Annotated in this window: 23 protein-coding genes; 9 read left to right on the top strand and 14 right to left on the bottom strand. The window is 60.4% G+C overall.

What is annotated here, in order from left to right:
• Positions 1-5: 5 nt before the first annotated feature.
• From J3353_RS05390 to J3353_RS05415, 6 genes are all read right to left on the bottom strand, one after another.
• Positions 6-245: a hypothetical protein gene (locus J3353_RS05390; protein ID WP_005929223.1), complete on the bottom strand. Its 240-nt coding sequence runs from the start codon at positions 243-245 to the stop codon at positions 6-8.
• Complete coding sequence (locus J3353_RS05395) at positions 238-3,576, bottom strand: ATP-binding protein (RefSeq protein WP_207684342.1); 3,339 nt, start codon at positions 3,574-3,576, stop codon at positions 238-240. Before J3353_RS05395 ends, J3353_RS05390 begins: the two co-directional genes overlap by 8 nt.
• Positions 3,573-4,178, bottom strand: a complete 606-nt coding sequence (locus J3353_RS05400) for a DUF4194 domain-containing protein (protein WP_005929221.1) — start codon at positions 4,176-4,178, stop codon at positions 3,573-3,575. Before J3353_RS05400 ends, J3353_RS05395 begins: the two co-directional genes overlap by 4 nt.
• A complete protein-coding gene (locus J3353_RS05405) occupies positions 4,162-5,595 on the bottom strand; it encodes a Wadjet anti-phage system protein JetA family protein (protein WP_117534272.1) in 1,434 nt (477 codons plus the stop codon). Before J3353_RS05405 ends, J3353_RS05400 begins: the two co-directional genes overlap by 17 nt.
• A gap of 152 nt (positions 5,596-5,747) precedes the next feature.
• Positions 5,748-6,272 carry a hypothetical protein gene (locus tag J3353_RS05410; RefSeq protein ID WP_207684343.1) on the bottom strand — a complete coding sequence of 175 codons (525 nt, stop codon included), beginning with the start codon at positions 6,270-6,272 and terminating at the stop codon, positions 5,748-5,750.
• A gap of 201 nt (positions 6,273-6,473) precedes the next feature.
• On the bottom strand, positions 6,474-6,947 hold the full coding sequence (locus J3353_RS05415; RefSeq protein WP_097786483.1) for a hypothetical protein: 474 nt from the start codon (positions 6,945-6,947) through the stop codon (positions 6,474-6,476).
• Positions 6,948-7,261: 314 nt separating this feature from the next.
• Between J3353_RS05415 and J3353_RS05420 the strand changes: the two genes are divergently transcribed.
• A complete protein-coding gene (locus J3353_RS05420; protein ID WP_207684344.1) occupies positions 7,262-7,930 on the top strand; it encodes a hypothetical protein in 669 nt (222 codons plus the stop codon).
• A gap of 71 nt (positions 7,931-8,001) precedes the next feature.
• Here J3353_RS05420 and J3353_RS05425 read toward each other — a convergent pair whose 3' ends face one another.
• Positions 8,002-9,657, bottom strand: coding sequence for a putative manganese-dependent inorganic diphosphatase (locus tag J3353_RS05425; RefSeq protein WP_156059271.1), 1,656 nt, complete (start codon positions 9,655-9,657; stop codon positions 8,002-8,004).
• A 194-nt stretch (positions 9,658-9,851) separates the two neighbouring features.
• Here J3353_RS05425 and J3353_RS05430 point away from each other — a divergent pair, with 194 nt between their 5' ends.
• From J3353_RS05430 to J3353_RS05440, 3 genes are all read left to right on the top strand, one after another.
• Positions 9,852-10,343 carry a hypothetical protein gene (locus J3353_RS05430; RefSeq protein ID WP_242700864.1) on the top strand — a complete coding sequence of 164 codons (492 nt, stop codon included), beginning with the start codon at positions 9,852-9,854 and terminating at the stop codon, positions 10,341-10,343.
• Positions 10,344-10,457: 114 nt separating this feature from the next.
• Entirely contained in the window at positions 10,458-11,816 is a 1,359-nt protein-coding gene (locus J3353_RS05435) for an MATE family efflux transporter (protein WP_207684345.1), read from the top strand.
• 270 nt (positions 11,817-12,086) lie between these two features.
• Positions 12,087-12,740 carry a phosphatase PAP2 family protein gene (locus tag J3353_RS05440; protein ID WP_223384550.1) on the top strand — a complete coding sequence of 218 codons (654 nt, stop codon included), beginning with the start codon at positions 12,087-12,089 and terminating at the stop codon, positions 12,738-12,740.
• A 58-nt stretch (positions 12,741-12,798) separates the two neighbouring features.
• Here J3353_RS05440 and J3353_RS05445 read toward each other — a convergent pair whose 3' ends face one another.
• The 5 genes from J3353_RS05445 to J3353_RS05465 all read right to left on the bottom strand — a co-directional run bounded on the left by J3353_RS05445 (position 12,799) and on the right by J3353_RS05465 (position 18,468).
• Positions 12,799-13,827, bottom strand: a complete 1,029-nt coding sequence (locus J3353_RS05445) for a leucine-rich repeat domain-containing protein (RefSeq protein ID WP_207684346.1) — start codon at positions 13,825-13,827, stop codon at positions 12,799-12,801.
• 123 nt (positions 13,828-13,950) lie between these two features.
• A complete protein-coding gene (locus J3353_RS05450) occupies positions 13,951-14,262 on the bottom strand; it encodes a hypothetical protein (RefSeq protein ID WP_156076673.1) in 312 nt (103 codons plus the stop codon).
• Positions 14,263-14,379: 117 nt separating this feature from the next.
• A complete protein-coding gene (gene gluQRS / locus J3353_RS05455) occupies positions 14,380-15,324 on the bottom strand; it encodes a tRNA glutamyl-Q(34) synthetase GluQRS (RefSeq protein WP_207684347.1) in 945 nt (314 codons plus the stop codon).
• The gene (locus J3353_RS05460) at positions 15,321-16,637 is read right to left on the bottom strand and encodes a M18 family aminopeptidase (protein ID WP_207684348.1); all 1,317 of its coding nucleotides are present in this window, start codon (positions 16,635-16,637) and stop codon (positions 15,321-15,323) included. Before J3353_RS05460 ends, gluQRS begins: the two co-directional genes overlap by 4 nt.
• Before the next feature lie 289 nt (positions 16,638-16,926).
• Positions 16,927-18,468, bottom strand: coding sequence for a PTS transporter subunit EIIC (locus J3353_RS05465; RefSeq protein ID WP_207684349.1), 1,542 nt, complete (start codon positions 18,466-18,468; stop codon positions 16,927-16,929).
• Positions 18,469-18,727: 259 nt separating this feature from the next.
• Here J3353_RS05465 and J3353_RS16300 point away from each other — a divergent pair, with 259 nt between their 5' ends.
• Positions 18,728-19,315, top strand: a complete 588-nt coding sequence (locus J3353_RS16300) for a hypothetical protein (protein ID WP_242700865.1) — start codon at positions 18,728-18,730, stop codon at positions 19,313-19,315.
• A 69-nt stretch (positions 19,316-19,384) separates the two neighbouring features.
• Here the strand turns inward: J3353_RS16300 and J3353_RS05475 are convergent, their stop codons facing one another.
• Together J3353_RS05475 and J3353_RS05480 are read right to left on the bottom strand one after the other, a co-directional pair.
• Positions 19,385-20,509, bottom strand: coding sequence for a DUF362 domain-containing protein (locus J3353_RS05475; protein ID WP_097769914.1), 1,125 nt, complete (start codon positions 20,507-20,509; stop codon positions 19,385-19,387).
• 157 nt (positions 20,510-20,666) lie between these two features.
• Complete coding sequence (locus J3353_RS05480; protein WP_005929199.1) at positions 20,667-21,497, bottom strand: undecaprenyl-diphosphate phosphatase; 831 nt, start codon at positions 21,495-21,497, stop codon at positions 20,667-20,669.
• A 252-nt stretch (positions 21,498-21,749) separates the two neighbouring features.
• Between J3353_RS05480 and J3353_RS05485 the strand changes: the two genes are divergently transcribed.
• Genes J3353_RS05485 through J3353_RS05500 form a run of 4 tightly spaced genes read left to right on the top strand, consistent with a single transcriptional unit; the run spans position 21,750 to position 24,677 of the window.
• Positions 21,750-22,163, top strand: a complete 414-nt coding sequence (locus J3353_RS05485; protein ID WP_097769913.1) for a TrkA family potassium uptake protein — start codon at positions 21,750-21,752, stop codon at positions 22,161-22,163.
• Positions 22,164-22,210: 47 nt separating this feature from the next.
• Complete coding sequence (locus J3353_RS05490; RefSeq protein ID WP_207684350.1) at positions 22,211-22,876, top strand: TrkA family potassium uptake protein; 666 nt, start codon at positions 22,211-22,213, stop codon at positions 22,874-22,876.
• Entirely contained in the window at positions 22,873-23,304 is a 432-nt protein-coding gene (locus J3353_RS05495) for a PH domain-containing protein (RefSeq protein ID WP_207684351.1), read from the top strand. The genes J3353_RS05490 and J3353_RS05495 overlap by 4 nt, the downstream gene beginning before the upstream one ends.
• Entirely contained in the window at positions 23,301-24,677 is a 1,377-nt protein-coding gene (locus tag J3353_RS05500) for a PH domain-containing protein (protein WP_207684352.1), read from the top strand. Before J3353_RS05495 ends, J3353_RS05500 begins: the two co-directional genes overlap by 4 nt.
• Positions 24,678-24,736 lie beyond the last annotated feature (59 nt).

The following is a 24,736-nucleotide window of genomic DNA, read 5'->3' on the forward strand; positions in this document are numbered from 1 at the left end:
GTGGATCACATCATCCCGCCGGGCCGCCAGCCGGTGCAATAGCGGGCGTAATCGCGGTCGGCCTGTTTGACGTAAAGGAGGAACTGTTCCCTGCCTTCCTTGTCCGTGACCTGACGGACTTTGGTGGGCAGGCTCTGGCGCTGGAGCAGCTCCAGTTCATCGTTGAGCTCTTCCTCGGTATCAAAGGCATCCAGCTTGGTCCAGTGGGTGGCAAAGAGCCAGATGTTTGCAAGGGTGTTATTCATATTCAGTCTCCTTTTCCGGGGCATCGGCAAGGATGCCGGCCCGGTAGAACGGCGCAATGGCGTTGGCATCGCCGTGGCGCACGATGGAATAGGTAATGTCGCAGTAGGGCTGGATGGCCGTGCTCTTTTCCACGGTGGAGATGAGCAGCACCTGCAGCTGCAGGCGGCGGAACAGCTCCATCATGGGGCGGATGCGGTCACTGGTCATCTTGCTGAAGGCCTCGTCCAGCAGGACAAGGCGGATGCTGTTCTCGCTCTTCTGATAGATCTGCAGCAGGCTGGCGCAGATGGCCACATAGAAGGGAGCCTGGTTCTCGCCGCCGGAGGAATCGCGGCTGACGCGGGAAAGATAGGCCTGCTGACCCGAGACGGTGTTGGTCACCTTGATGTCATAGTCCAGATAGGTGCGATAGTCCACATAATCCGAGAGGGTGGCACCGGAGGTGGTGCGGCCCTCCTGCCGGGCCCGGGTGTTCTCGTCCACATCGGCCATGATCTTTTCCATCAGCGCGTCCACCTGCCGCTCGTAGACGGGGTCGGCGGTGGCGGCAAGGTTGTCCAGCGAATCGCCATCAGTCATCTGCTGGTTGCCCTTGTCCACAATGACCTGATAGAAGGCAGCCAGCTGGGGGTCACGGCTGGGCTCCAGCTCAAAGCAGTAGACTTCCTCGCCGTAGGTCAGCTGCTCCATCACCTTGTTCAGTTCCCGGAACTGGCGGCGGGCGTTGAAAATATCATCCTTCATCCGGAAGAGGATATCCTTGCGGAAGCGATCCTTGCAGTCCCGCTGTGCCTGCTCCAGCCGGGCGGCGTAGCGTTCCAGATCAATGCGGACAAGGCTGTCGTGCTGGGCGCGGTACTGCTCCACCCCGGCCAGACCCAGCGGATAATCGCAGACGTAGTGCTCGTTGTAATCCCTCTGGGCGGGTTCCAGCGTGGAAGTGAGATACGCTCGCAGGGTATCGTCCAGCCTGGTCTGTGCCTTTTCGGCAGTCTGTGCGGCGGCACGGGCCGTGCGCCCGCCCGTCATCAGGCCCTTTTTGCGTTCCTGTGCCAGAGGCTCCAGCAGCGGGTGCTGTGCAAAGAATGCCTCTGCCGCCTCCCGGCTCTGTGCGGCGGTCTCCACCGCTTTGCTCTGTTCCGCCTCGCAGGATGCGATCTGCTTTTCGCAGACGCGGATATCGCCGCCCACCTGCTCCACGGCCTTGCGGGCAGTCTCCCATGCGGCTTCCCGGGCTTCTTCCTCGCGGTAGAGCTGCTGCAGCATGGGGTTCTCGCGGCAGTCCGCCAGCTTCTGCTCCTGCGCGGCGTAGTCGGCACGGGCGGCATCCAGCGCGGCCCGGCTGGCCCAGAGTTCGGCCAGCTGTTCCAGCGCATGGCCCCGCAGGACGTTCTGGTACTGGTCGTAGGCAGATTTCAGGGTCTTTTCGGTCTGGGCGGCTTCGCGGCAGCGGTCGGCCTGGGCGGCAAGCTGTGCTTCCAGCGCGTCGGCACGCTCCCTGCGGGCATCCAGGCCGATATAGCGCTGGGGCCTGCGCAGGTGTTCCAGCCGGAAGGGATGGTGGCGCAGCAGGTCCCTGGTGGCGCTGTCGGGGAAATGCTCCAGCGTATCGGGGGTGTCGCAGCAGACGATGCGGCGCAGGATGGTGTCCGCATACTGGGCGGCCAGCGGGTTCTCGCTGGTGACCTGGGCGGCAAGGCTGTCGGCGGGGGCCGTCTCCGCATGGCGGTCCGCCTTGCGGATGCCCGGGGTATCCAGCAGGCTGATGGGCCCCACCCGGTCGCCCAGCGCCACAAAGGCGCTCTTGGCGGCGGCGTAGTGGGCAGGCGGCACAAGGATATCGAACCGGCGGTCACCCAGGCAGGCTTCCACACAATCCTGCCAGCTCTCGTCGGCCACGGTCAGCAGCTCACAGAAGATCTTTGCATCCGCTGTCATGCCGCGGCTTTTCAGCTCGGCATTCACGGCATCCCGCACTTTGGTGGCGGCATCGCCGTGGGGGTAGACCCACTTGCCGCCGGACACGGCGTTCAGCTCGGCCCGCAGGGCCTCCTGCTCTTTTGCCAGATCCGCCGAAGCCTGCCGGGCGGCGAAATACTGCTCCTCCAGCGGCTTTTCGATGCGGGCCAGTGCCTCGGTCAGGGCGGGGAGATGTTCCGCCGTCAGGCGCTGGGGCCAGAGCTCCTTCTCCACCGCAAAGCCGCTGCGGTTCAGCTGGGTCAGCAGGCCGGTGATGGTATCCGCAGTTGCTTCCAGACCATTCCTTGTCCGGGTTGCTGCATCCAGCGCGCTCTTTTTCCGGGCCAGCTCCTCGGTCAGGGCATCCAGTGCCCGGCCCGCGCCGCTGTCACCGGCCGCACCGTGGGCCGCCAAATAGGCCCGGCGGGCTTCGGCTTCGGCGTTCTTGGCGGTCTCGTATTTTGCGTTCAGGTCAGACAGCTGGCGGCGGCCTGCATCCAGATGGCTCTGCCAGGAGGCATCCTCACCGGCATCCGCTTCGGCGCGGGCCAGCAGGGCCGCGCCCTGGTTGACAAGGGCATCCGTTTCTTTGGCAGCAGCTTCCCGGCCATACGCCACGATCTGTTCCAGCGCGGCGGCACGGGTCTGGGCCTCGGCCAGAACGGCGTGGAGGTTTTCCAGCTCCACCCGGTCGCCCTGCAGCGCTTCCAGATCCAGCTCAGGCTGGGGCAGGATGTACTGGTACAGGAACTCCCGGAAGTTGGGGATTTCATCCATGCTGGTGCCCATCTGGAACACTTCGTTGAACTTTTTGCCCAGCGGGCTGGAGGCGCGGCCAATGCCCAGGGCACGGCAGATGCGGTCCCGGGCCTCGCTGGGGCTGCGGGTGTAGGACAGGCGGCCCACGGCGGGCTTGAAGTCCTCCTTGGCGCTGGGGGCACCGGTGCGCGGATCAAGGAAGGGCAGCTTTTCCAGCGTGATGCCGTCCTCGGAGATGTACCAGGTCTGGTCGCCGGGGTGGAGCTCCTGCATGGGGCCCTCGGACTCCACCCGGACAGCGATGACAAAGTTTGTCCGCTTGACGGTATCCCAGAACTCTGCACCGATGTATGCCACCGTGCGGCCCGGGCGGCGGTAGGCGTTCTCGCCGCGCTGCTTGGCGTGGACAGAGCCCTGCAGGGTGCGGCCGCTCTTTTTATTGCCCAGGGCATTGAAATTGCGGTTGGTGGTCAGGCAGTAGCGGATGGCATCCAGAATGGTGGTCTTGCCCACCGCGTTGACACCGATCATATAAGTCAGACGGGCACAATCGAAGGTGACATTTTCAAAGTTGTGCCAGTTGATGAGCTTCAGGCGCTTTAATTCGATCATTCTTCTTCCTCCCCGCTGGCATCTCCGTCAGGCCGCTCGTAGAGGGCCAGTTCCTCCCGGGTGCGGCTGCTCTCGGCGGCGGCATCGGCAAGGTCTGCGTCCGGCAGGGCCAGCAGCACAGTGGGGAACACCTCGATACGGCTGTCCAGACCGGTCAGCCGCCCCACCGGGCGGGCCAGATTGTACCTGCGCAGGGTGCGCATCAGCTCCTCCAGCGTGCGCTGGTCCAGCCGCCGGGGCAGGTTCATCTTCTGCAGCTCCGTCTGCACCTCTTCCACCGTGACCAGCACCTGATCGGCGCTGGCGGCAAGGCTCTCCCGCTTTTGCAGATAGAGCAGGCGGAGCACCAGCAGCAGGATGCTCTCGTATTTCAGCAGCCGGGCCTGACTGCCCTCATGCTCGTTGACCAGCGCCGCCGCCTGCAGCGGAGCCGGGTAAAGCGTTACCGCATAGCCCAGCGGCGCGAACACCGCCCGCACCTCGGGCAGATGATCCTGCACATAGAGGTATTTTGCCCGCTGATCCTCCACGCCGCCCAGCACAAAGCAGTGGTTGAGCAGATAGTTTGCGGTCTCTTCCAGCATTTTATTCGGTTCGGCCATGGTCAGCATCCTCCCTGCGGGGTGTCAGAATAAACTCTTCAAACCGGAAGCCGCCCCGTTCGACCCAGTTTCCGGTAAGGGTGATATCGTAAGCCCGGCGCGGCGACTGCGAGTAGGTGTGCAGGCCGATGATGCGGGCAAAATCGCGGGGGTATTCCTCCGCCAGCGTGGAAGCGGCCACCGCACTGCGGGCGGCAAGGGCCTGTTTTGCCAGCAGGCCCACGTTTTCCTCAGTCACGGCCATCCGGGCGTAGTCCAGCAGCAGCTGCTGTTCTTTGCGCAGCTGCTCCGCGTCCAGCCCGGCCTGCCGCACCGGGGCCAGCGGCGTTTCACTGCGGGGCGCGGCGGGCGGGTAGAGGGGCTTTGCCCCGAACACCGCCGCCGGGTAGAGGTGCAGGCGCTTTGCCACCGGGCCGTCATCCGGCGCGAACAGCTGGTCGGGCGTTTTGATCTCCTCGGCGTAGCGGCGGAGCAGGGCGGTGACACTGCCCTGCGAGGAGCGGTCGCTCAGCAGCAGGAACTGGGCCCGCTGCACGGCCCGCTTGCGGTAGCGGATGTGGCTCTGGTCGATCTGGCGCATCAGGGTGCTCATCTCTTCCAGCGAATCCCGCAGTTTCTGGATGAGGGCACGCACGGCAGGGGCTGCCTCGCCGGGGGCGCAGCGCTCCACCCGGGCGTAATCCAGCGCCAGCCGGGGCAGGTGCTCTGCCTCGCAGTCGTCCAGCTCCTCTTCCAGATAAGCGCGGTAATTGAACAGGTTATCGCTGGTCTTGAAGCGGTGGTAAGCGGCGGCCACCACCTTTTCCTCGTACTGGTCGAAGAGCTCCAGCACCTCCTGCGGAGTGCGGTTGCGGGTGAGCCGGTCGATATAATGCCCGATGGACGCGTTCAGCGCCCGCAGGGACTTGTTCAGTGCTTCCAGATCGGAGGCCACCTCCCGCAGAACATTTTCATAGGGGCTCTTTTCCTCCCCGATGTTCTGCAGCAGCTGCCAGGCCTTGTACAGCTTGCCGGTGTAGGTGACAACACGCGGGTTCAGGATCTCTTCCAGCGCTTCCAGCAGAGGAGCCACCTCGGGCACAAAGGCAAGGGCAGGCTCTTCCTCATAGCTGCCGGGCTGCTCTTCCAGCCAGCCGGTGCGGCGCAGGCGGAGCAGAAAGCCCAGCGCAAGGGTATGGGGATCCCGGGTGGGCTGTTCGGCTTCATCGCCCGCGTCATCGGCATCCAGTGCCAGCGGCTTTGCCAGCGCCGCAAAGTAATCCTCGGCCCGGCTCACCGCTTCTGCCCGGGAGATGGAGTAATCCGCCGTGTGGCGGCACTCCTCCCACAGCAGGAGCAGCAGCTCCGCATAAAACGCCCGGTTGGGCCCCGCCAGCGGGCGGAACAGCCGCGGGCTGACCAGTTCAAACAGCTGCATCCAAAGGTTCCTTTCTTTCGACAAAATCTATCTTTTATTGTACCACATTCAGAAGGATTTTGCCACAAATACAAAAAGCCCCGGAGGGCGGCAGGGGTTCCGCGCTCCGGGGTATGCTCAAGAAAATTTTGCTTGTGTTCTAATCGTTACAATCAGGCGTTAAAGTTTGCCTTTACAGTCATTCTGTATGCAACGCCAACATAGGTCTTGCCATTCTTCACGATGCTTGCAGCGCCGACAGCTTCCGGTTTCTGAGAGGAAAGCTTATTCACGTTGTTTGCATTTGCCTGGCTCAACAGTTCCTCAGTCACTTCGATGGCCTTATACTTGGTCTTGTCAGCATTGATACCCTGAGCAATGACATACACAGTGAAGGTACCAGTGCCATCCTTGTTATCAACAACATCGCAAGGCAGGCCATAAATCTTAGACTTGTTCAGAGAAGCGATATCGATTTCACCGTTCTCATCAATCTGGTTCAGCATTGCACCAACTTTATTCTTCAGGTCTGCGTCATTCTGATAGGTAGTATCGTAAGCCTTATTGAAGCTTTCGATCATCAGGTTTTCTGCACGCTGGCCCAAAGACTGCGGTGCCTCCTCGCCGCAAGCGGTCAGCATCGCCAGAGCCAGCACGCTGGCCAGCAGGATTGCAACAAGACGTTTCATTTTTTTCATAAAACAATTTCCTCCATAATAAAATTCAAACCCCTGTATAACCCCAAATCATACAGTGTGTCTAGGTTCATTTTAGCTCTTACCCCCCCCCCCTATGTCAATTCGCAGACTAGCCAAAATTTTCATTTCCTTTTTGTGCAAATAAAAAAGCCCCGGAGGGCGGCCTTTCAGCCACGCTCCGGGGAGTGTATTACTGTATCCTTATGCGTTGGGGTTAACCTGAACAACGATAGAAATGTACATATTGCCCTTGATTGTCTTTGCGGCTACACCAACCTTAGTCCACTTGCCAGCTGCGTTGATGTTCACATCTTTATTATCATTGTTTATCCGTTTAAAGAACTCTTCCAACAGTTTACCGTTATACTCATTCTTGACCACGACCTTGGCCGTATAAATACCATTATCACGATTGACCTCTATTCTAGAGCCTACATTCCAAAAACCAGTATCGATGTTCACTTTCGAATCCAGGAACTTTTCAGCTTCCTGTTTGAGCTCGGTGTCATTGCACAGCTGTACTTTCGAACCAAGATTTGCATTGATCGTGCTCATCATCTGAGCTTCCGCCTGAGCCTCAGGGGTCGGCGTGGTATCACCGCCGCAGGCGGTGAACAGAACAAGTACCATGGTCGCCGCCAGAATCAAAGCGGCCAGTTTTTTCAGCATTTTCATGTCGGGACCTCCAGTCGTTTTGTTGTGTTTTTCATAATATGCAGGGTGCCTTTCCATTTTGAAGCAGGGCCCCCTTCTGGCTTTATTTTATCCAACGAATGTTGCTTTTGTCAATTGCCAGCTTCACCAAACATTTTCTCCTGCTTTTGTTATTTTTTCCAGAACGAATCTTCGCAAAGATCCTTTGCCATGCCCGGGGCAAAAACCGGAAAATATTTCCGGCGTTTACACAATTCTACCACGATTTGGTGCTAAACTTAAAGCAATGGGAACCGCCGGGTGCCGTTCCTGAACAAGGAAAAGGAGTTTGCCCCATGCAGCATGGTTCCCTGCGCGCTCCGGTGCGCGTTTTCATGGCAGCAGTTCTGCTGTGCCTGAGCTTTCTGGCCGCGCCAAAGGCTGCGGCGGCACAATTGCAGAATGTGAACGGCATCACGCTGCTGTCCTTCGACAGCCAGCAGATCGTCTCCATCGGCAACCAGACCTCGGGCCGGTGCAGCTGGTACGCCCTGCGCTACGCCCGCACCATTCTGGATGGCAAGCCCTGCTCAGGCAGCGGGATGTGGTCAAACGGCGCGGTATGGTCTGCCGCCGGGTACTACGCTTACAGCAGCTCCCTTTCCGGCTGCCTTTCCCGCCTGTATGAAGAGCTGCAGGCCGGGCGGCCCGTCATCGTACATCTGAAAAACACCGCTGTCAGCGGCGTGTCCAAGCACACCAACCGCGTGACGAGCTATGAATACCACCTCTCCGGCTCCGGCTGGAAAGAGGTCAATTACCCCCACATCGCCACCAGCAGCACCTACGGACACTGGGTGTGCGTGGTGGGCATCTCCCCCACGGCAGACCCCGAAAACCTGCGGGAGAGCGATTTCTATGCGCTGGACCCCGCGCGGGTCAGCGTGAACGGCACACTGGCCGTAACAAAGCTTTTGGATGGCACCATCTGGACTGATAACTCTCCCTTAAAAGTCGCAGCCTGACGCTCCCTTACAAAACACAACAGCCCCCGGAACATGCAGGGTTCCGGGGGCTTCGTGTTTTGTATCGGGGGTTACAGCTCCTGATAGGCGCTCATCATGGCGGGGATGAACTGCTTTTTGCGGCTGACCACGCCGGGCAGCGTCCAGCTGCCGTCGGCGGCGGGCCGGCTCTCAAAGCCATTGCTCAGCACCTCGGCGGCGTAGCGCCCGGTGCAGATGACCACGCTCTCCTCCTTGGGCACATCGGTCAGCAGCATATAGAGGTCCTCCACGTTCTGCTTGTTGCGGGCCTCCTCCAGATAGGGCTGGAGCAGCGCCTGGGCGGCCTGCAGGTTTTTGCGGGTCATGTAGCTGCCCTGCGCCACGCCAAAGCGGATATCGCCGCACATGAACACCTTGAAGTCCTGCAAAAAGACCTCTTCTGGGGTCTTGCCGTCCAGTTTTTCACCGGCCTCGAACATTTCGGTGGAAAACTCCTCAATGTCCACGCCTGCGATCTTGGCCAGACGTTTGGCAGTGTTTTCATCCACGGGGGTGCAGGTGGGGCTGCGGAAGGCCAGCGTATCCGAAAGGATAGCCGCCAGCAGCAGGCCCGCGATCTGGGGCGGGATGTCCACACCGTTTTCATCGTACATCTGGGTGATGATGGTGGCGGTGCAGCCCACGGGCTGGTTGCGGAAGTAGACCGGGCCGCTGGTCTCCAGACTGCCGATGCGGTGGTGGTCGATGATCTCCAGGATCTCGGCCTGATCAAAGCCCTCCACGGCCTGGGTGGCCTCGTTGTGGTCCACCAGAATGATGCGCCGCTTGCGCAGGGCAATGACGTTGCGGCGGCTGACCATACCGCAGTATTTGCCTTCCTCATCGAGGATGGGGAAATAGCGGTGGCGCACCTTTGCCATCACCCGCAGCACATCGGCCACGGGGGTGACGAGGGTGAATTTGAGGATGTTGTCCCGGGTCATATAATAGGAGATGGGGGCGCACTGGCTGATGAGCTTGCCCGCCGCGTAGGTATCCACGGGGGTGGTCATAATGGCAACGCCGGTCTCATCGGCAATGCGCTGGATGGTGCGGCCCACCTTGGCCCCATTGCAGATGATGAGCAGGGAGGCTTCCTTTTCAATGGCGCAGAGCTGGCTTTCGTACCGGTTGCTCAGAATGACGATATCCCCCTTTTCCACGCTGCTTTCCAGCATCTCGGGGGTGGCGGTGCCGATCTTGATGTGGCCGGTGGTGCAGACCGCGTCGGCATTGCCCACCACCATGGTGCCGTTCAGCGTTTCAAGGATGTTCTTATAAGAGGTACGGCTCTTGGCCAGCACTGCGGTATCGAACACGTCCATGTTGGCGGTGGCAAGATCCTTCACGGTGATGATGCCCTCCAGCTCGTTGTCCGCGCTGGTGATGGACAGGGTGTCGATCTGCTGGTCGCGCATGATCTTCCATGCGCGGCGCAGGCTGGTGGAGCCCGGGATGCCCGGCATCTCGCGGTAATCCACGTCCCGGATCTTGGGGTTCACGTCGGTGCACATCCGGGGCGGCGTGACACCGAACTTTTTCAGGACGAACTCGGTCTCCTGATTCATTTTACCGGCACGGCGCGGCTCACAGACCAGCGTGCTGGTGCGGTTTTTGAGCTCCGCATAGGCAATGGCGGAGCAGATGGAATCGGTATCGGGGTTGCGGTGCCCGATGACCACGACCTTGTGTGCTTCTTTTGGCATAGGTTGTTCCCCTCTCTGGGTCAGATTCATTTACCTTCCGATCGGCCCCATACCCCAAACCACCGGGCACGGCTGCCAGCTACATTTTAACACAACCGGCCCCGGGGGTAAAGGCGGCAGACATCTTTTTCTTGACAGCGCCCCAAAAATCGTCTATTCTTGACCTGAATTTTTTTCTCTTTGGAGGTCACCCCATGAAAAAGCTGTTCCGCGCCCTTTCCCTCTGCCTGACACTGGCCCTGTGCGTGTCCGGCAGCACCGCCGCGCTGGCCGAGGCTCCCGCCGCCACGCCCGCCCCCCAGGACGAACGTGTCATCACCGATGTAAGCCCCCTTGAGGATCAGATCCGCAACATCGTCGGTTTCACCACCAGCACCGGCGGCCCCTACGATTTTGAACAGGCCGACCATAGATCTGCCGTGCAGGCCTACGGTGCAGAACCCGCCGAGGGTGCCGTGGCCCTGCTGCGCATCTACGCCCGGGCCGAGGATCGGGGCGATGCCTCCATCAATTCCAGCGGCCACTCCTTCCTCTCGGTGCGGAACGTTTCGGACCACGACATCGAGGTGGGCGGCCTGCGGATCGCGCCCGACACCGAGATGACATTCTGGCCAAGTACGGCGATCTGGCCGCATACAACCCCCAGGTCCCCTACGACTATATCGTTTATTACGGCACCAGCCTGACCCCCAGCAAAGAGTTTGCCTGATTTTCAGGTTTGTTGGATACAACATCTTGATTTTCACGTCATTCCGCGCTATCATGGGTGTGTTTGAATCCACGCGCCAAGGGAGGACACCATGACAGACGCACCGACCACATCAAGACCGCTGTTCAACCGTCAACAGCTCATTTCACTTTTCCTGCCGCTGGTGGCAGAGCAGGCCCTCAGCATCTCCATCGGTCTGGCGGACACCCTGATGGTCTCCTCGGTGGGCGAAGCCGCCGTTTCGGGCGTGAGCCTGGTGGACTCCTTCAACGTGCTGATGATCCAGCTGCTCAGCGCACTGGCCACCGGCGGCGCGGTTGTCGCCAGCCAGTACATCGGCCACCGGGAGCCCAAACGGGCCAAGGCCAGCGCCGCACAGATCATGTTCATTATGATCTCGCTCAGCGTGGTCACCGCCGTCATCGTGGCGGTGGGGCGGCATGCCATCCTGCGGGGCATCTTCGGCTCCATTGACGCGGATGTGATGCGCTACGCTGAGACCTATTTCCTGCTCTCAGCCCTGAGCTATCCCTTTATCGGCGTGTACAACGCCGGTGCGGCCCTGTTCCGCGCCCAGGGCAACAGCAAGATCAGTATGCTTTCCAGCCTGGTGATGAACGTGGTGAACATTGGCGGCAACGCCATCCTGATCTACGGGTTCGGCATGGGCGTGATGGGTGCGGCCACCGCCAGCCTCGTGAGCCGGATGATCGCCTGCTTCACCGTGATGTTCCTGCTGCAGAAGCCGGACTGTGCGCTGCGCATCGACCACCTCACCGACCTGAAGCCCGACCTCGACCTCATCAAGCGCATCCTGAAAGTCGGCATTCCCGCCGGCATCGAGAACGGCATGTTCCAGATCGGCAAGCTGTCGGTCTCCAGCCTGACCAGCACGCTGGGCACCGCCGCCATTGCCGCAAACGCCGTGGCAGGCAACATCTCCAGCTTCCTGAACGTGCCCGCCTCCGCTGTGGGCATCGGCGCGCTGACCGTTGTGGGCCAGTGTCTGGGTGCCGGGGAAAAGGTGCAGGCCAAGCGCTATTCCCGCCTGCTGCTCCTGACCGCCTACGCCGGGGACTGGGTGATGAACCTTTCCGGCCTGTTCTTCCTGAACAAGCTGGCGCTCTCCTGGTTCAACCTCTCGCCGGAGGCCTACGGCATGGCACTGGAGCTGATGGTCTGGTTCAACGCTGTATCGCTGATCCTGTGGCCCTCCAGCTTCACCCTGCCCAACATCCTGCGCGCCGCCGGAGATGCCGCCTTTACCATGACGGTCAGCGTCATCTCCATGTGGGTGTTCCGGGTGGCCTTCTGCTACCTGATGGTGCTCAAGTTCCACTGCGGCCTGCTGTTCATCTGGATGGGCATGTTCCTGGATTGGGCCATGCGCTCGCTGTTCTTCTGCGTCCGCTTTGTCCGCGGCAGGTGGATGGAACAAAAGGTGATCTAAGTTTCCGTATATCCGGCCCTCTCCGCCATTGCAGTTTTGGCGGGGAGGGCCTTTTTTGTGCAGGAAACCCGCATCCTGTCTCGTATCAATAGGCAGAAGCTTCTCTCCCCTGCATCCGCTTCCCCAAAGCATACCAAATTCCGCGCGGATGTGTTCACGATTTTGTCAGCTTTTTGTCTTGTTTTCTTCGTCTTTGCGCGGTATAATCATACGCTGCAAAGAACTTTAGGCGGGGCTGCGGCCCCCATTCCAGAAAAGGAAGTGTGTTCCATGCGCAACTGGTTTTCCCGCCATCCCGTTTCGTTCATGGCGTTTTATCTCCTGTTTTACCTTTCGGCGTTCCATTGGCTCGAAGTCCATATTGCCGTGCCCGATGTTCTGGTGCACTGCCATCTGGACGACCTGATCCCCTTTTGCAAATATGCCATCGTGCCCTACTTTGCGTGGTTTTTGTGGATCCCGTTCACCCTGTTCTACCTGCTGTGGAAAGCGCCCCGGGCCGACTTCTGGCGGCTCTGCCTGCCTCTGTTTGCGGGCATGACCATTGCGCTGGCCTGCTATGTCATCCTGCCCACCGGGCTGGACCTGCGGCCCTACCGGGTGTACGGCAGCGACCTCTTTGCTCAGGCCGTGCGGATGCTCTATGCCACCGACACGCCCCTCAATGTCTGCCCCTCCATCCATGTGTTCAACTCCGTCACCCTGATGATGGCCTATTACCGCAGCCGCATCTTTGAAACGCCGGGCCGCCGCTGGATGCGGCCCGCTTCCGCCGTGCTCTGCGTCTCCATCATTGCGTCCACGGTCCTGCTCAAGCAGCACAGCTGCATTGATGTATTGCTGGGCATCCTGCTGGCCATGGCGCTGGATACCGGCATGACCGCACTGGAACGCAGCGACGCAAGAGCCTTGCAGCGGCTGTGAATCCACATAGAAAAAACGCCTCTGTCGGCCGACAGAGGCGTTTTTGCATTTTGGGGCATTACGGAGCCGGAGCAGTGAACTCTTTCAGGTGCGCTGTATCCAGCTCTTCGGCATCTTTGGCCGCTGATGTATAGGAAATTTTCAGATATTTCAGGGCCGTATCGTTTGCCAGCAGTTTTTTGCAGGTTTCCGTATCAAACGTGATGTTGTTGGTCAGATCCAGCCAGATCAGCTGCGGCATCTGGGTCAGGGGAGTATAATCCATGTCCTTGTAGGCTTCCTGTGCACCCTGAGAGAGAGACATACTCAGATACTGCACACTGCTCTCCGCCAGCGGGGCAAAGCTGTCGATCTCCGGCCCTTGGCACAGCTGCAGAAAGCTCAGATTTTCCATCTGCTTCAGCGGTTCCAGCGAACCGATCCGGGTCACGTCCAGTCTCAGGACCCGCAAGTCAGCTCCGGCCAGCTGGGTCAGATCGACCTCACTGCCGGTGATCCACAGCATCTTCAGCGACTTCATCTGCGCCAGCGCCGAAAGGTCGGAGACATTGGAATCCGCCCGGATCCCGTCACTGCCATACTTCAGCTCTACCACGGAATCCAGCTTTGCAAAGGTCGGGAATGCACTGCTCTCCACACTGGGCACACTCAAAAGCATCAGATTTTTGCATTCTTCCAGACCGGTCAGGTCGGTAATGGGTGGGGCACCATTTTTATTATTGACCGACAATACCTGCAAGCTGTCAAAATGCCGCAGGTCTGCCAGAGAGGTCACCGGATCATACGTTCCTTCTATTCTGACCGCACAGGCTTCCAGCTGATCATTGCCATTAACGGTTCCCCCAATGTCTTCCCCGTCCGGTGCATCTTTGATGAGGAGATCCTCCACGCCGGTTCCGGATTTTATTGTGACCCGCTGATAGTCCCAGACATCGCTGTGATAGATATCCCCCTCCGGACGGTCGAGCCACTTCCGGACGTGTTTTTCCATCACGGGGTCCTGCCACTCAATGACATAGTCCTCCCCATGCTCGGCGTGACTGGCCGGAACCGTAAGTGTCGTCTGCTGAACGAATACATCCTGCATTTCCGAACGGAAAGGTCCCGGTCTCAGATTCAAAGAACCTGCACATGCGCTGAACAAAAGCATTGCACAGATCAACAAACTCGACGCTTTTAACATTTTACGCATAACAGGCTCCTTTCTGTTTTAGTCTATTTGCGTAACACTCTCGTTCTCATTATCATTCTTTTTACGAGTTGTCTGATTGGGAATTTGAGACATTACTTCATTACTCGAATAGTCGCCATTTTCGCATACCACATATACCCATATAGTTGTGTAATAATATGTGTATTCCGTCCATGTTCTTTCAATATTAAGTACGCCACCACATTTCGGACACTCAGGGAAAAAAAGCGGCTGCACTCCTTCATCTTCTGGCTCAGCAGCAAATGCACCAAGCGGCATCGCACACACAAGTGTCAATACCACCAATAGACCAGCTAACATCTTTTTCATTTTACTTCCTCCAATCTTTGTTGTGATTTTCACTATTTATAGTCTACCATAAGAGTATTATTTTGTAAATAACAAACCACAATCTTTACCGTTTCCAGTGAAAGATTGTGGTTTTGCTTAAAACAGACCTTCCGGCAGGCAGATATCCTGCTTTGGCACCTTGTCCCAGGAAAAGTCTGCAATGAGACTTTCCGGGGTGCGGGGAGCCGGTTCAGGTTGGAGACCATAGGCAAAGGCAAGCCTGCCTACGATCTCCTGCGCCGTATACTTTGCCCGCAGATTTTCCAGGCTCTGGTCCCCGTCCCGTTTGGACAGGCGGCGGCCATCGGGAGCCAGCAGGAGCGGGCAATGGGCAAACTTTGGGGCGGGCAGGCCCAGCAGACGGTAAAGATAAAGCTGCCGGGCGGTGGAAGAGAGCAGGTCCGCGCCCCGCACCACCTCCGTGACCCCCATCCGGGCATCGTCCACCACCACGGCCAGCTGGTAGGCAAACACGCCATCGGCACGGCGGAGGTAGAAATCGCCACAGTCGTGGAGCAGGTTCTCGGTGTGGGGGCCCATACAGCCATCGGTGAAGGTGATGTCCTCGTCGGGCACCATGAGACGATAGGCCGGGGCTTTCTTTTTGCGCTTTTCGGCGATCTGCTCCGCCGTCAGGCCCCGGCAGGTGCCGGGATAGATCACATTGCCGTCGGAGGTGTGGGGTGCGCTGGCGGCATGAAGCTGGGCACGGGAGCAGAAACAGGGGTACACAAGGCCCTGTGCTTCCAGTTTGTTATAGCTCTCGGTGTAGATGGCGGCGCACTCGCTCTGGTAATAGGGGCCGTTGGGGCCGCCGCTGCTGCCGCCCTCGTCCCAGACAAGGCCCAGCCAGCGCAGGTCCTCTTCCAGTGCGTCGGCATATTTGCGGGGGCAGCGCTCGGCATCCAGATCCTCAATGCGCAGAACGATGCGCCCGCCCTGACTTCTGGCGCTGAGCCAGGCCAGCAGGCTGCAGGCCAGATTGCCCAGATGCAGCCGCCCGCTGGGGCTGGGGGCAAAGCGCCCGGTCACAGCGCTCACAGGCCCAGCTTCCACTCGCCGTCCACAGGCTGGGAGACGGGCGTGTTATAGAACTCGGCCACAGCCTTTGCCATGTACTCGGCATCCTTGCAGCTGGCGGTCTCCATTGCGGAATGCATGGCCAGCTGTGCCAGACCGATATCCACCATGGGGATCAGGATCTGGTGGCCCAGCAGGTTGCCCAGCGTGGAGCCGCCGGGAACATCCGCGCGGTTTGCGGCCACCTGCACCGGCACACCGGCCTTTTTGCAGATCTCAGCAAAGGCAGCGCCGGTAAAGCCGCTGGTGGTGTAGGTCTGGCGGGCATTGTACTTCAGCAGCACACCGCCGCCCATGACCGCCACATTGGCGGGATCGCTCTTTTTGGGGGGGGTGGGGTGGGTGGCGTGGCCATTGTCGGCGCTCAGCAGCAGGCTGTTGGTGCAGGCACGAATGCTCTGCTCCCGGGTGACCCCCAGCTTTTCCTCAATGCGGGCCAGCACGTTGGCCATCAGGGTGCCCTGTGCGCCCTGCCGGCTGGAGGAGCCCACCTCCTCGTTGTCGAACATGACCCACATATCGCCCCGGCCTTCCTCCTCGCCGCGGCCCTGCAGGAAGCCCCACAGGGTGGTGTAGGCGCATTCCAGATCATCGATGCGGCCGGACATGAAGTATTCGCCCTTCAGGCCCACGCGCTCGGCCTTTTCACGGGTGCAGAGCACCAGGTCAGCGTCCACGATGTCCTCAGCCTTGACCCCGGCTTCCTCAGCCAGAGCGTCCCGCAGGGTGGAGCCTGCCTCACCAAAGATGGGCTGCAGATCCACCTGAGGGTTGTACTTCATGCCGTTGTTCAGGTCATGGCTGAAGTGGATGCAGAGGTTGGGGATGACAGCCAGCGCCCGGTCGGGGTGGACCAGCAGGCTCCGGATGCCGTTCTCCGTGCGGACCAGAATGCGGCCCGCCACGCTCAGGGGACGGTCCAGCCAAGTGGGCATGATCATGCCGCCGTAGCCCTCGGTCTCCGCCTTGGCAAAGACCGTGTCCTTGCCGCCATCCAGCTGCTTGATGCGCCAGGTGGGAGAATCGCTGTGGCTGGCGGTGACATGCCAGCCGGTCAGCTCACCCTTGGGCATCCGCCATGCCAGCACGGCAGAGCCGTTGCGGGTGGTGTAATATCTGCCGCCGGGCACCAGCTCCCAGGCTGCGCTCTCGGGGCAGTTCTGGTAGCCGTTTTCCTCCAGGAGCTTCACAGCCGCAGCCGTGGAGTGGAAGGCGCTGACACCGGCGTTCAGAAAATCGAAGAGACCTTCGACGGAAAAGGTGTTATTCTGCATTTTATGTTCTCCTTTATTTTCAGGTTATCCGCTGCTAAACCTCTCCGTCATTGCTTCGCAATGCCACTTGTCCGGGTTGCGGCTCCCAACATTCACTTCGTGCAAAGTATTGCACTTGTGCCTTGTTGGCCGCTGCCCCAACAACAACTCCCTTCATCCGCCACTGGCGGCGGTTGTTGCCTAATAGGAGAGGCAGGGGCCTTTCTTGGCTCCCCTGTTAGAGGAGCTGTCGCCGCAGACGACTGAGAGGTTTCGCCACAATTATACCGTTTCTCTTATCAAAAAGCAATCACACCGGGGCCATCTCGGCAAGCTGCTGTTCAAGCGCGTGGCGGAGCTGGGCGGCGTGCAGGCCGCAGACCAGCTGAACCCGGGTGCCCTGCCCCACAAGGCCCTTATGGGGCAGGGAGAGCAGAGCCCCCATATCCAGCAGCGAGGCATCCCGCACCGTAAGCCGGAGGCGGGTGAAGCAGTTTCCCAGCTGGGCGATGTTCTCCGGCCCACCCAGCGCGGCGATGAACCGGCACACCTCCTGCGGGTCGGCGTACGGGGACTGGTCTGTGGAAAGGGCTGCTTCCCGGCCCGGGGTGGGCAGATTCTTTACTTTGATGAGGATGCTGAACACGGCAAAGTAGGTCAGGATCTCCGCAAAGCCCAGCAGATAGAGCAGCGGCATGTTCTGCAGCTGCTCCCCGGCGCTCAGGTTGAACACCAGCGACCCCAGCAGGTTGGAGGTAAAGGCCCGGACGTGCAGGACATGGAGCAGCACCATAAAGCCGCCCGTAATGACCGCATGGGCCACCCAGAGCAGGGGCGAAACGAAGCAGAACAGAAAATCAATGGGTTCGGTGATGGAGGCCACCGAGGCCGTGACCGCCAGCGGAATCATAGCGGCGGCGGTACGGGCACGGTTCTCCCTGCGGGCCGTGAAGATGAAAGCCGCTGCAATGCCCAGATAGCCAAAGGTCTTGGTGAAGCCGGTGTACATCCAGACGATGCCGTCTGAGAGGGGCAGGCCCATGGTGTACTCGGTCATGCAGACGGCGTAAGCGCCCGTGTAGGTCACAGAGCCTACGGTCAGGCTGCCGCCCAGCGAGGAGAACTGGAAGGGCATATAGATGAGGTGATGCAGGCCGGTGGGGATGAGCAGCCGTTCCAGAAAGCCGTAAAGGAACACACCCGCGTTCCCTGAAGCCGCGATCCAGCCCGTGAGGGCGCTGACCGCCCGCTGCAGCGGCGGGCAGACGAAGCAGAACCCCAGCCCCAGTGCCACCGCCAGCGCCGACAGCCACAAAAACGACCACCGCAGGCCCGAATAGAGCTGGGTGATCATGCCATAAAACTGCTTTTCGCAGGTGCGGTTGAAGAGCCACGCCGCCGCAAAGCCCAGCACGATGCCGCTTGCCACGCCGGTGTCCACCACCTGAATGCCCAGAATGGTGGTCTGGCCCGTGCCCGCAAGGCCGGTCATCCCGTTCGGCTGGGCAAGCAGTCCCAGCGCTTCCAGCGCGGTGTGGTTGGCTGTGAGGAACACCAGGTAGGCCATCAGCGCCAGCAGGGCGGCATCCTGCTTTTCGGTTTTGGCGCGCACGGCTGCCACCCCCACGCAGAGAATGACGCTGAGGTTGTTGATGAGCACCATCATCCCGTTGTAAAGCAGCTGCCCCATCAGCTGCAGCGGAGCCCACTGCAGCACCGGCAGCGCCTGACACAAGGGCTTGCTGGTGAGCAGCGCCCCCAGCACCAGCAGCAGGCCCGCCGCCGAAAGATAAGACAGCGGCGACAGCAGCGACTGTGAAAAGCGTTCCAGCCGCCGCAGAAATTTCTGCATCCGTTTCTCCCCCTTTTCCCGGTTCTTCACCCGTTTCTCCCAGTTTGACCATGGCAGAATTATACGCGCCAGCGCAAAAAATGTCAATCCCGCCCGACTGAGAAAAAAAGGACAAAAGTTTGTATAGTTTGCACAGCCGGGGTGAAAAATCGTCCTGCGCACGCCGATTGACAACAGCCCGGCAGAACAGTATACTAGAAATGTACCAGAGCAGTTTCTCCGGCAGATGGGCCGGAACACGATAAAAGGAGGCTTTCCTATGATTCGCAAGCGTATTCTTTCCCTGCTGGTCTGCGCCGCCCTGCTGTGCGGCGTGCTGGCAGGCTGCAGCACCTCTTCCGGCAGTACTGCCGCTTCCGGCTCTTCCGCTTCTGCAAGCGAGAGCATCCCCTCTTCCACCGTGACCGCCGACACTGGCAAGGTGGGCCCGCTGGACGCAGGCGAGAACTCCCTGTTCTCCCTCTCTGACCCGGACGATGCCTTTGCCCCCTGCCTCGGCTGGGGCCCCGGCGTGTCCGGCTGCTCGCTGAAATCCGTCATCGCGGCGGCTTCCCTGCTGAAATGGGCCGATGGCTGCAACATGAGCATCCAGCCGGTCAGCGACATCAAAGATGCCTATACCCAGTGGTTCGACAGCCTGAGCGCCGATGACCAGCAGAGCTTTGCCGATGCCTGGCCGCTCATCAAGGCCGATGCTGAGGCCCTGCTGACCGACAAGGACAGCATGACCGGCCGCATTGAGGATGCCGGTCTGGATGTCAAAGAGCTGCCCGGCTGTTCCGAGGAAAACTGGAAAGCCCTGGCCGATGTCATTGACGTACTGGTCCCGGCTTCCAGCGAGTATTGATCGTTCCGTCTGCCCCTGAATGCAAGAGACATAAAAATAAGCCCGACGTTGTCGGGCTTATTTTTATGTTCAGATCTTCTTCAGGGTGTACTGGCGGGTGCCCATGCCGATCTTTTCGGCCTGCTCCAGCGTTGCCTTCCACTCGACATTGGGGTTGGAATCCTTGAAGTTGTCGTGGTGGCAGTTCCAGCCGGGCTTTGCAAGGTTCTGGCCCAGCTGACTGTTGGGCAGGGGCTGTGCGTTCAGGCAGGCATCGGCACAGGCCTGATCCAGCGCCACGGGGTCAAAGGAGGCGAACATGCCGATATCCGGCAGGATGGGGGCATCGTTCTCGCCGTGGCAGTCACAGTTGGGGCTGATGTCCTGCACCAGGCTGATGTGGAAGCAGGGGCGGTCTGCACAGACGGCAGCGGCATACTCTGCCATCTTGCGGTCCAGCTCCTCGTTGGCGCTGCTGTCGATGGAATAGATGGCATCGAAGTTGCAGGCACCGATGCAGCGGCCGCAACCCTTGCACTTTTCGTAATCAATGACCGCCTTATTGTTCTCATTGTAGCGGATGGCGTCGGAGCCGCACTCCTTGGCGCAGCGGTGGCAGCCGCGGCAGAGCTCCTCCTGCACGGCGGGCTTACCGGAGGAGTGCTGCTCCATCTTGCCCGCACGGGAACCGCAGCCCATGCCGATGTTCTTGATGGCTCCGCCGAAGCCGGTCGCTTCGTGGCCCTTGAAGTGGGTCAGACTGATGAAGATGTCGGCATCCATAATGGCGCGGCCGATCTTGGCGGTCTTGCAGTATTCGCCGTTGGGCACGGGCACCTCAAGCTCATCGGTGCCGCGCAGGCCGTCGCCAATGATGATCTGGCAGCCAGTGGTCATGGGCCAGAAGCCGTTTTCCTGCGCGCAGCTCAGGTGCTCCAGCGCGTTCTTACGGCTACCCGGGTACAGCGTGTTGCAGTCGGTCAGGAAGGGCTGGCCCCCCTGCTCCTTGCACAGGTCTGCCACCACCTTGGCGTAGTTCGGGCGCAGGAAAGCCAGGTTGCCCAGCTCGCCAAAGTGCATCTTGATGGCCACGAACTTGCCATCCATATCAATGCTCTTGATGCCTGCCGCAATGCACAGGCGGCGCAGCTTTTCGGTCAGGCTGGTGCCCACAGGACACCGGAAGTCGGTGTAATATACAGTCGATGCTTCCATAGGGATCTCCTCCGTTTTTGACAATTTCAGGCGCGGCACTCTCCCGCCGCCGGGTTCTCTCTTTATGGCTCCAGTATAACACAAGGCCGGGGCCGGTGCAATTGCCCCGTAACGCAAAAAAGCCGCCCGTGCGGGCGGCTGGGGGGTTGGGAGGGATTTACGCAATGGCGGTGATAGCGGCCACAGCCAGGACGATTAGGCCCAGCACGATGCGGTAGAGGCCGAAGAACTTGAAGTTATGGCGCTTGACGTAATCCATCAGGAAGCGGATAGCGGCAAGGCTGACCACAAAGGCGACCACGCAGCCCACCACGAGGACAGCGATCTCGGTGCCGGTCATCGCAGCGCCGGAGAGGACGAACTTGACCACCTTGAGCAGGGACGCGCCCGCCATAACCGGGATGGCGAGGAAGAAGGTGAACTCGGCCACGCAGGCACGGGACAGACCCAGCAGCAGGCCGCCCACGATGGTGGCACCGGAGCGGGAGGTGCCGGGGATGATGGCCAGCATCTGCCACACGCCAACGATGAAGGCTTCGCGGTAGGTGATCTGTTCCAGCCGGGTGACATGCGGGGCGGTGCGGCGGTTCTCCACAAGGATGAAGAGGACACCATACAGGATCAGCATGGCGGCGACTGTAATGTAATTGTAGAAGCGGGTCTCAAACCAGTCGTCCAGCGGGCTGATGATGAGCACCGGGATGGTGGCGGCCACTACCTTGAACCAGAGCTGCCAGACGGCAGGCTTGGAGCAGACGCGGCCATGGCGCAGGCCGAAGGGCCAGAGCTTATTCCAGAACAGCACCACCACAGCCAGAATGGCACCCAGCTGGATGACTACGCGGAACATGGACATAAACTCCTCGCTGGCGTTGAACTTGACCACCTGCTCCACCAGGATCATGTGGCCGGTGGACGAGATGGGCAGCCACTCGGTGATGCCCTCCACAATGCCCATCAGGATGGCTTTCAGTATTTCAAGAAACATGGGTTCTCCTCCCTGCAAAGCGGCACAGGCGCTCTGCACACATTCAGATTGGGTTCGCTTTCCAGTATATCATATTCTGAGAGCCTGCGCACGAAAAATCACAAATTTTATATAGGAGCGCTGTCTGCTTTTTCTGTATTTATCTGCCGCGGGAAATATGCTATACTGGACACAACGTTTTTCCCTGTGTTTCCTTCTGACGCGGAATGCCGGGCCAGACAACAACAGATTTTGAACAATGAGGTGACATCCATGAATATTCTGGTGATCGGCTGCGACCAGGTGGGCGCGGCACTGGTGCGGGATCTTGAACGCATCGGCCATGATATTTCCCTGATCGAAAAGGACCCCGAGCAGCTCAAGCGGCTGGACAGCTTTGATGATTACTCCTTTGGCGGCACAGCCCTTGTGGGCGACCCCACCGACCCCGACATCCTCAAGCAGGGCGGCGTGGAGAACTGCGACGCGGTGGCCGCTGTGTGCGAGGATGACTCCGTGAACCTGATGGCTGCACAGATCGCAAAGAACATCTTCCGGCGCGAAAAGGTCATCTGCCGCGTCTCTGACCCGCATTTGCAGGTGCTCTACCACAAGACCTACGAGCTGGACACGATCTGCCCCACCATCCTGACAGAACAGGCCGTGTTCCGTGCGCTGGCGAAGTGAGGTTTTATCCCAAATTAGTTTTACCCAAAGTAATGTGAGGTATCAATATGAAAGTTTGTATTGCAGGCGGCGGGCGTGTTGGGCGGTATCTAGCCCAAAGCCTGCTGACGAACCACCATTCGGTGGTCATCATTGAACCCATCGAGGCCCAGTGCCGGATGCTGGCAGATTCGCTGGACATCCCCGTGATCTGCGGCGATTCCATCAGCGTGGACACCCTGCGCACCGCCGATGTTAGCAGCTGCAACGCCTTTGTGGCCGTGACCGGCTCGGACGAGGACAACCTCGTGGCCTGCCAGATCGCCAAGCGGGAGTTCGGCGTGGACCGCACCGTGGCCCGGGCCTCCAACCCCAAGAACCGGGAGCTGCTGCACACCTTAGGCGTGGACACCGTGGTCTGCGGCACCGACAACCTGAGCCACATTCTGGAGCGGGAGATCGAGACGGATACCATCCGCCAGCTGCTCAGCCTGGGCGGCGGCACGGCCAGCCTGAACGAGATCCTGCTGCCCGAGAACTTCAAGTTTGCGGGCAAGGCCATCATGGATGTGCCCATTCCCGGTGATGCCATTCTGGTCAGCATCACCCGCGACACCGAGTTCATCATCCCCCACGGCAACACCGTTCTGCTGCCCTGGGACCGCATCCTGGTGCTGACGCAGGACGATACCCTGCACCTGCTGACCGATGCCTGGGAGCTGAACAGCAAGTGACGGAGCGGGAGCTGCGCCGCACGGCGCTCATCATCCCGCCCCGGGGCCGGGCTGTGCTTTGCTGCTGGGCCGCCATCCCGGGCCTGTTGGCGGCCCCCTTTGTGTTCTGGCAGAGCCTGCCCGCCGGGATGGTGTTCTGCCTGCTCTGGGCCGCACTGGTGGCGGTGGTGTACCAGCGCGCCTGCAGCTATGCCGCCACGCTGGGCGCGGAGACCCTGACGGTGTACTCCGGCATCGTCTTCCCGCTGCGGCGGGCAATCCGGCGCAGGGCCGTAACAGGGCTGTTCCGGCTGCGCACGCCGCTGCTCCGGCTGGCAGGGGTATCGGTGGTCGTCATCACGGCACCGGGCACGCGGCTTATTTTACCGGCGGTCCCGGCAGAGCAGGCCGCTGCCCTCACCCATGCCCTTGCGGAGGAGATCCGATGAATGAACGCCGCCTGCACCCCTTTACCGTTCTGCGGTTTCTGCGCAAGACGCTGGTGGTCTATCTGCTGCCGCTGGTTCAGGTGCTGTTTGAGCGGAACTGGACAGCTCTGCACACGGCGCTGCGGCAGGATGCGCTGCTGTTCCTTTTACTCTGCGCCGTGAGCTGGGGCATCCTGCATGTGAGCAGCTGGAGCCTGGACAACACCGGAGTCTTTCATCTGCACTGGCGGCTGGGCATCCGGCTGGATCGTGCCCTGCGGGGCGAGATGCTGGCGGCATTGACCATCGACCGGCCCCTGCTCTACCGGATGGCCGGGGCAAGCCGCCTGACCCTTTACCCGGTGGGCGCGGCGCAAAAGCACACCCTTTCGGTCTGCCTGCCCAAAGCCGATGCCGAGGCGGTGGCAGACCAGCTGATGCCTCTGGTAAATCCTACCCTGCACCGGCCCGCCGGAGGAGAACGGGCGGCGCTGGGCTTTCTGGGGGCCAACGGCCTCTCCACGCTGGCCCTGTTCGTGCTGGCCGTGCGCCAGACCCGGGATGTTCCTGACTGGAACCCTGCCGTTTTTGCCCAGATCCAGGTGAGCTTTCTGGCCCGATTCGCGGCGCGGTGGTTCCCTGCAGGCGCGGCATGGCTGCTGGCGGCTGCAGGCTTTCTGCTGGGGGCCAGCCTGATGCGCAGCTTTGCCCAGACCGTGCACTACACTGTCTGGCACACGGCCGACCAGATCGGCAGCCGGGGCGGCTGGCTGGAGCACTTCGAGTGCCGGGTGCGGACAAGCGAGATCAGCTTTGCAGATGTCCGTATCTCCCCCGCCGCCCGGCTGATGAAACGCTGGCCGGTCTTTGTAACGGCGGGCGGCTGCTCCCCCGAGCTGCCGCTGTTCGTCTACCGCAGCGGCGAGGAGGCATTGTTCCGGGAGCTGCTGCCGGAGTTCCGGATGCCGCCCGACCTGCTGGCCCGCACCGAGCAGCGCAGTCTCATCTTTTTTGCACCGGCAGGCATTCCCTTTGCCCTCTGCCTCCTGCTGACGCTGGTCTCGGCCACAGTGCTGCCCCAGCTGACCGTGACCCTGCTCATCCCCACGCTCTTCTTTGGGGCACTGCTGGCCGGAGCCGCGGTCGGCTACCGGCGGGAGGGCCTCTGGCTGCGGGAGGGCCGCATGACACTGCGGCGGCAGCAGGGGCTCTACCTGCACTGCATCTGTGTGTTTCACCCGGATGTCTGCCTGACCGCAGCACAAAGCCCCTGGGCTGCCAGCGTTGGCCGCACCAACCTGACCCTGACCTTTCCCGGCTGGGTAAAACTCAAGGTGAGGAGCGTGCCGCTGCGGGATGCGGAGAAATTTTTCAGATTTATGGAAACGAATTAAACCTCTCAGCCGCCGATTGGCGACAGCTCCCCCAATAGGGGGAGCCCTTGGCATAAAGA

The sequence above is a fragment of the Faecalibacterium sp. Marseille-Q4137 genome (genome assembly GCF_017377535.1).
Lineage (GTDB): Bacteria > Bacillota > Clostridia > Oscillospirales > Ruminococcaceae > Faecalibacterium > Faecalibacterium duncaniae.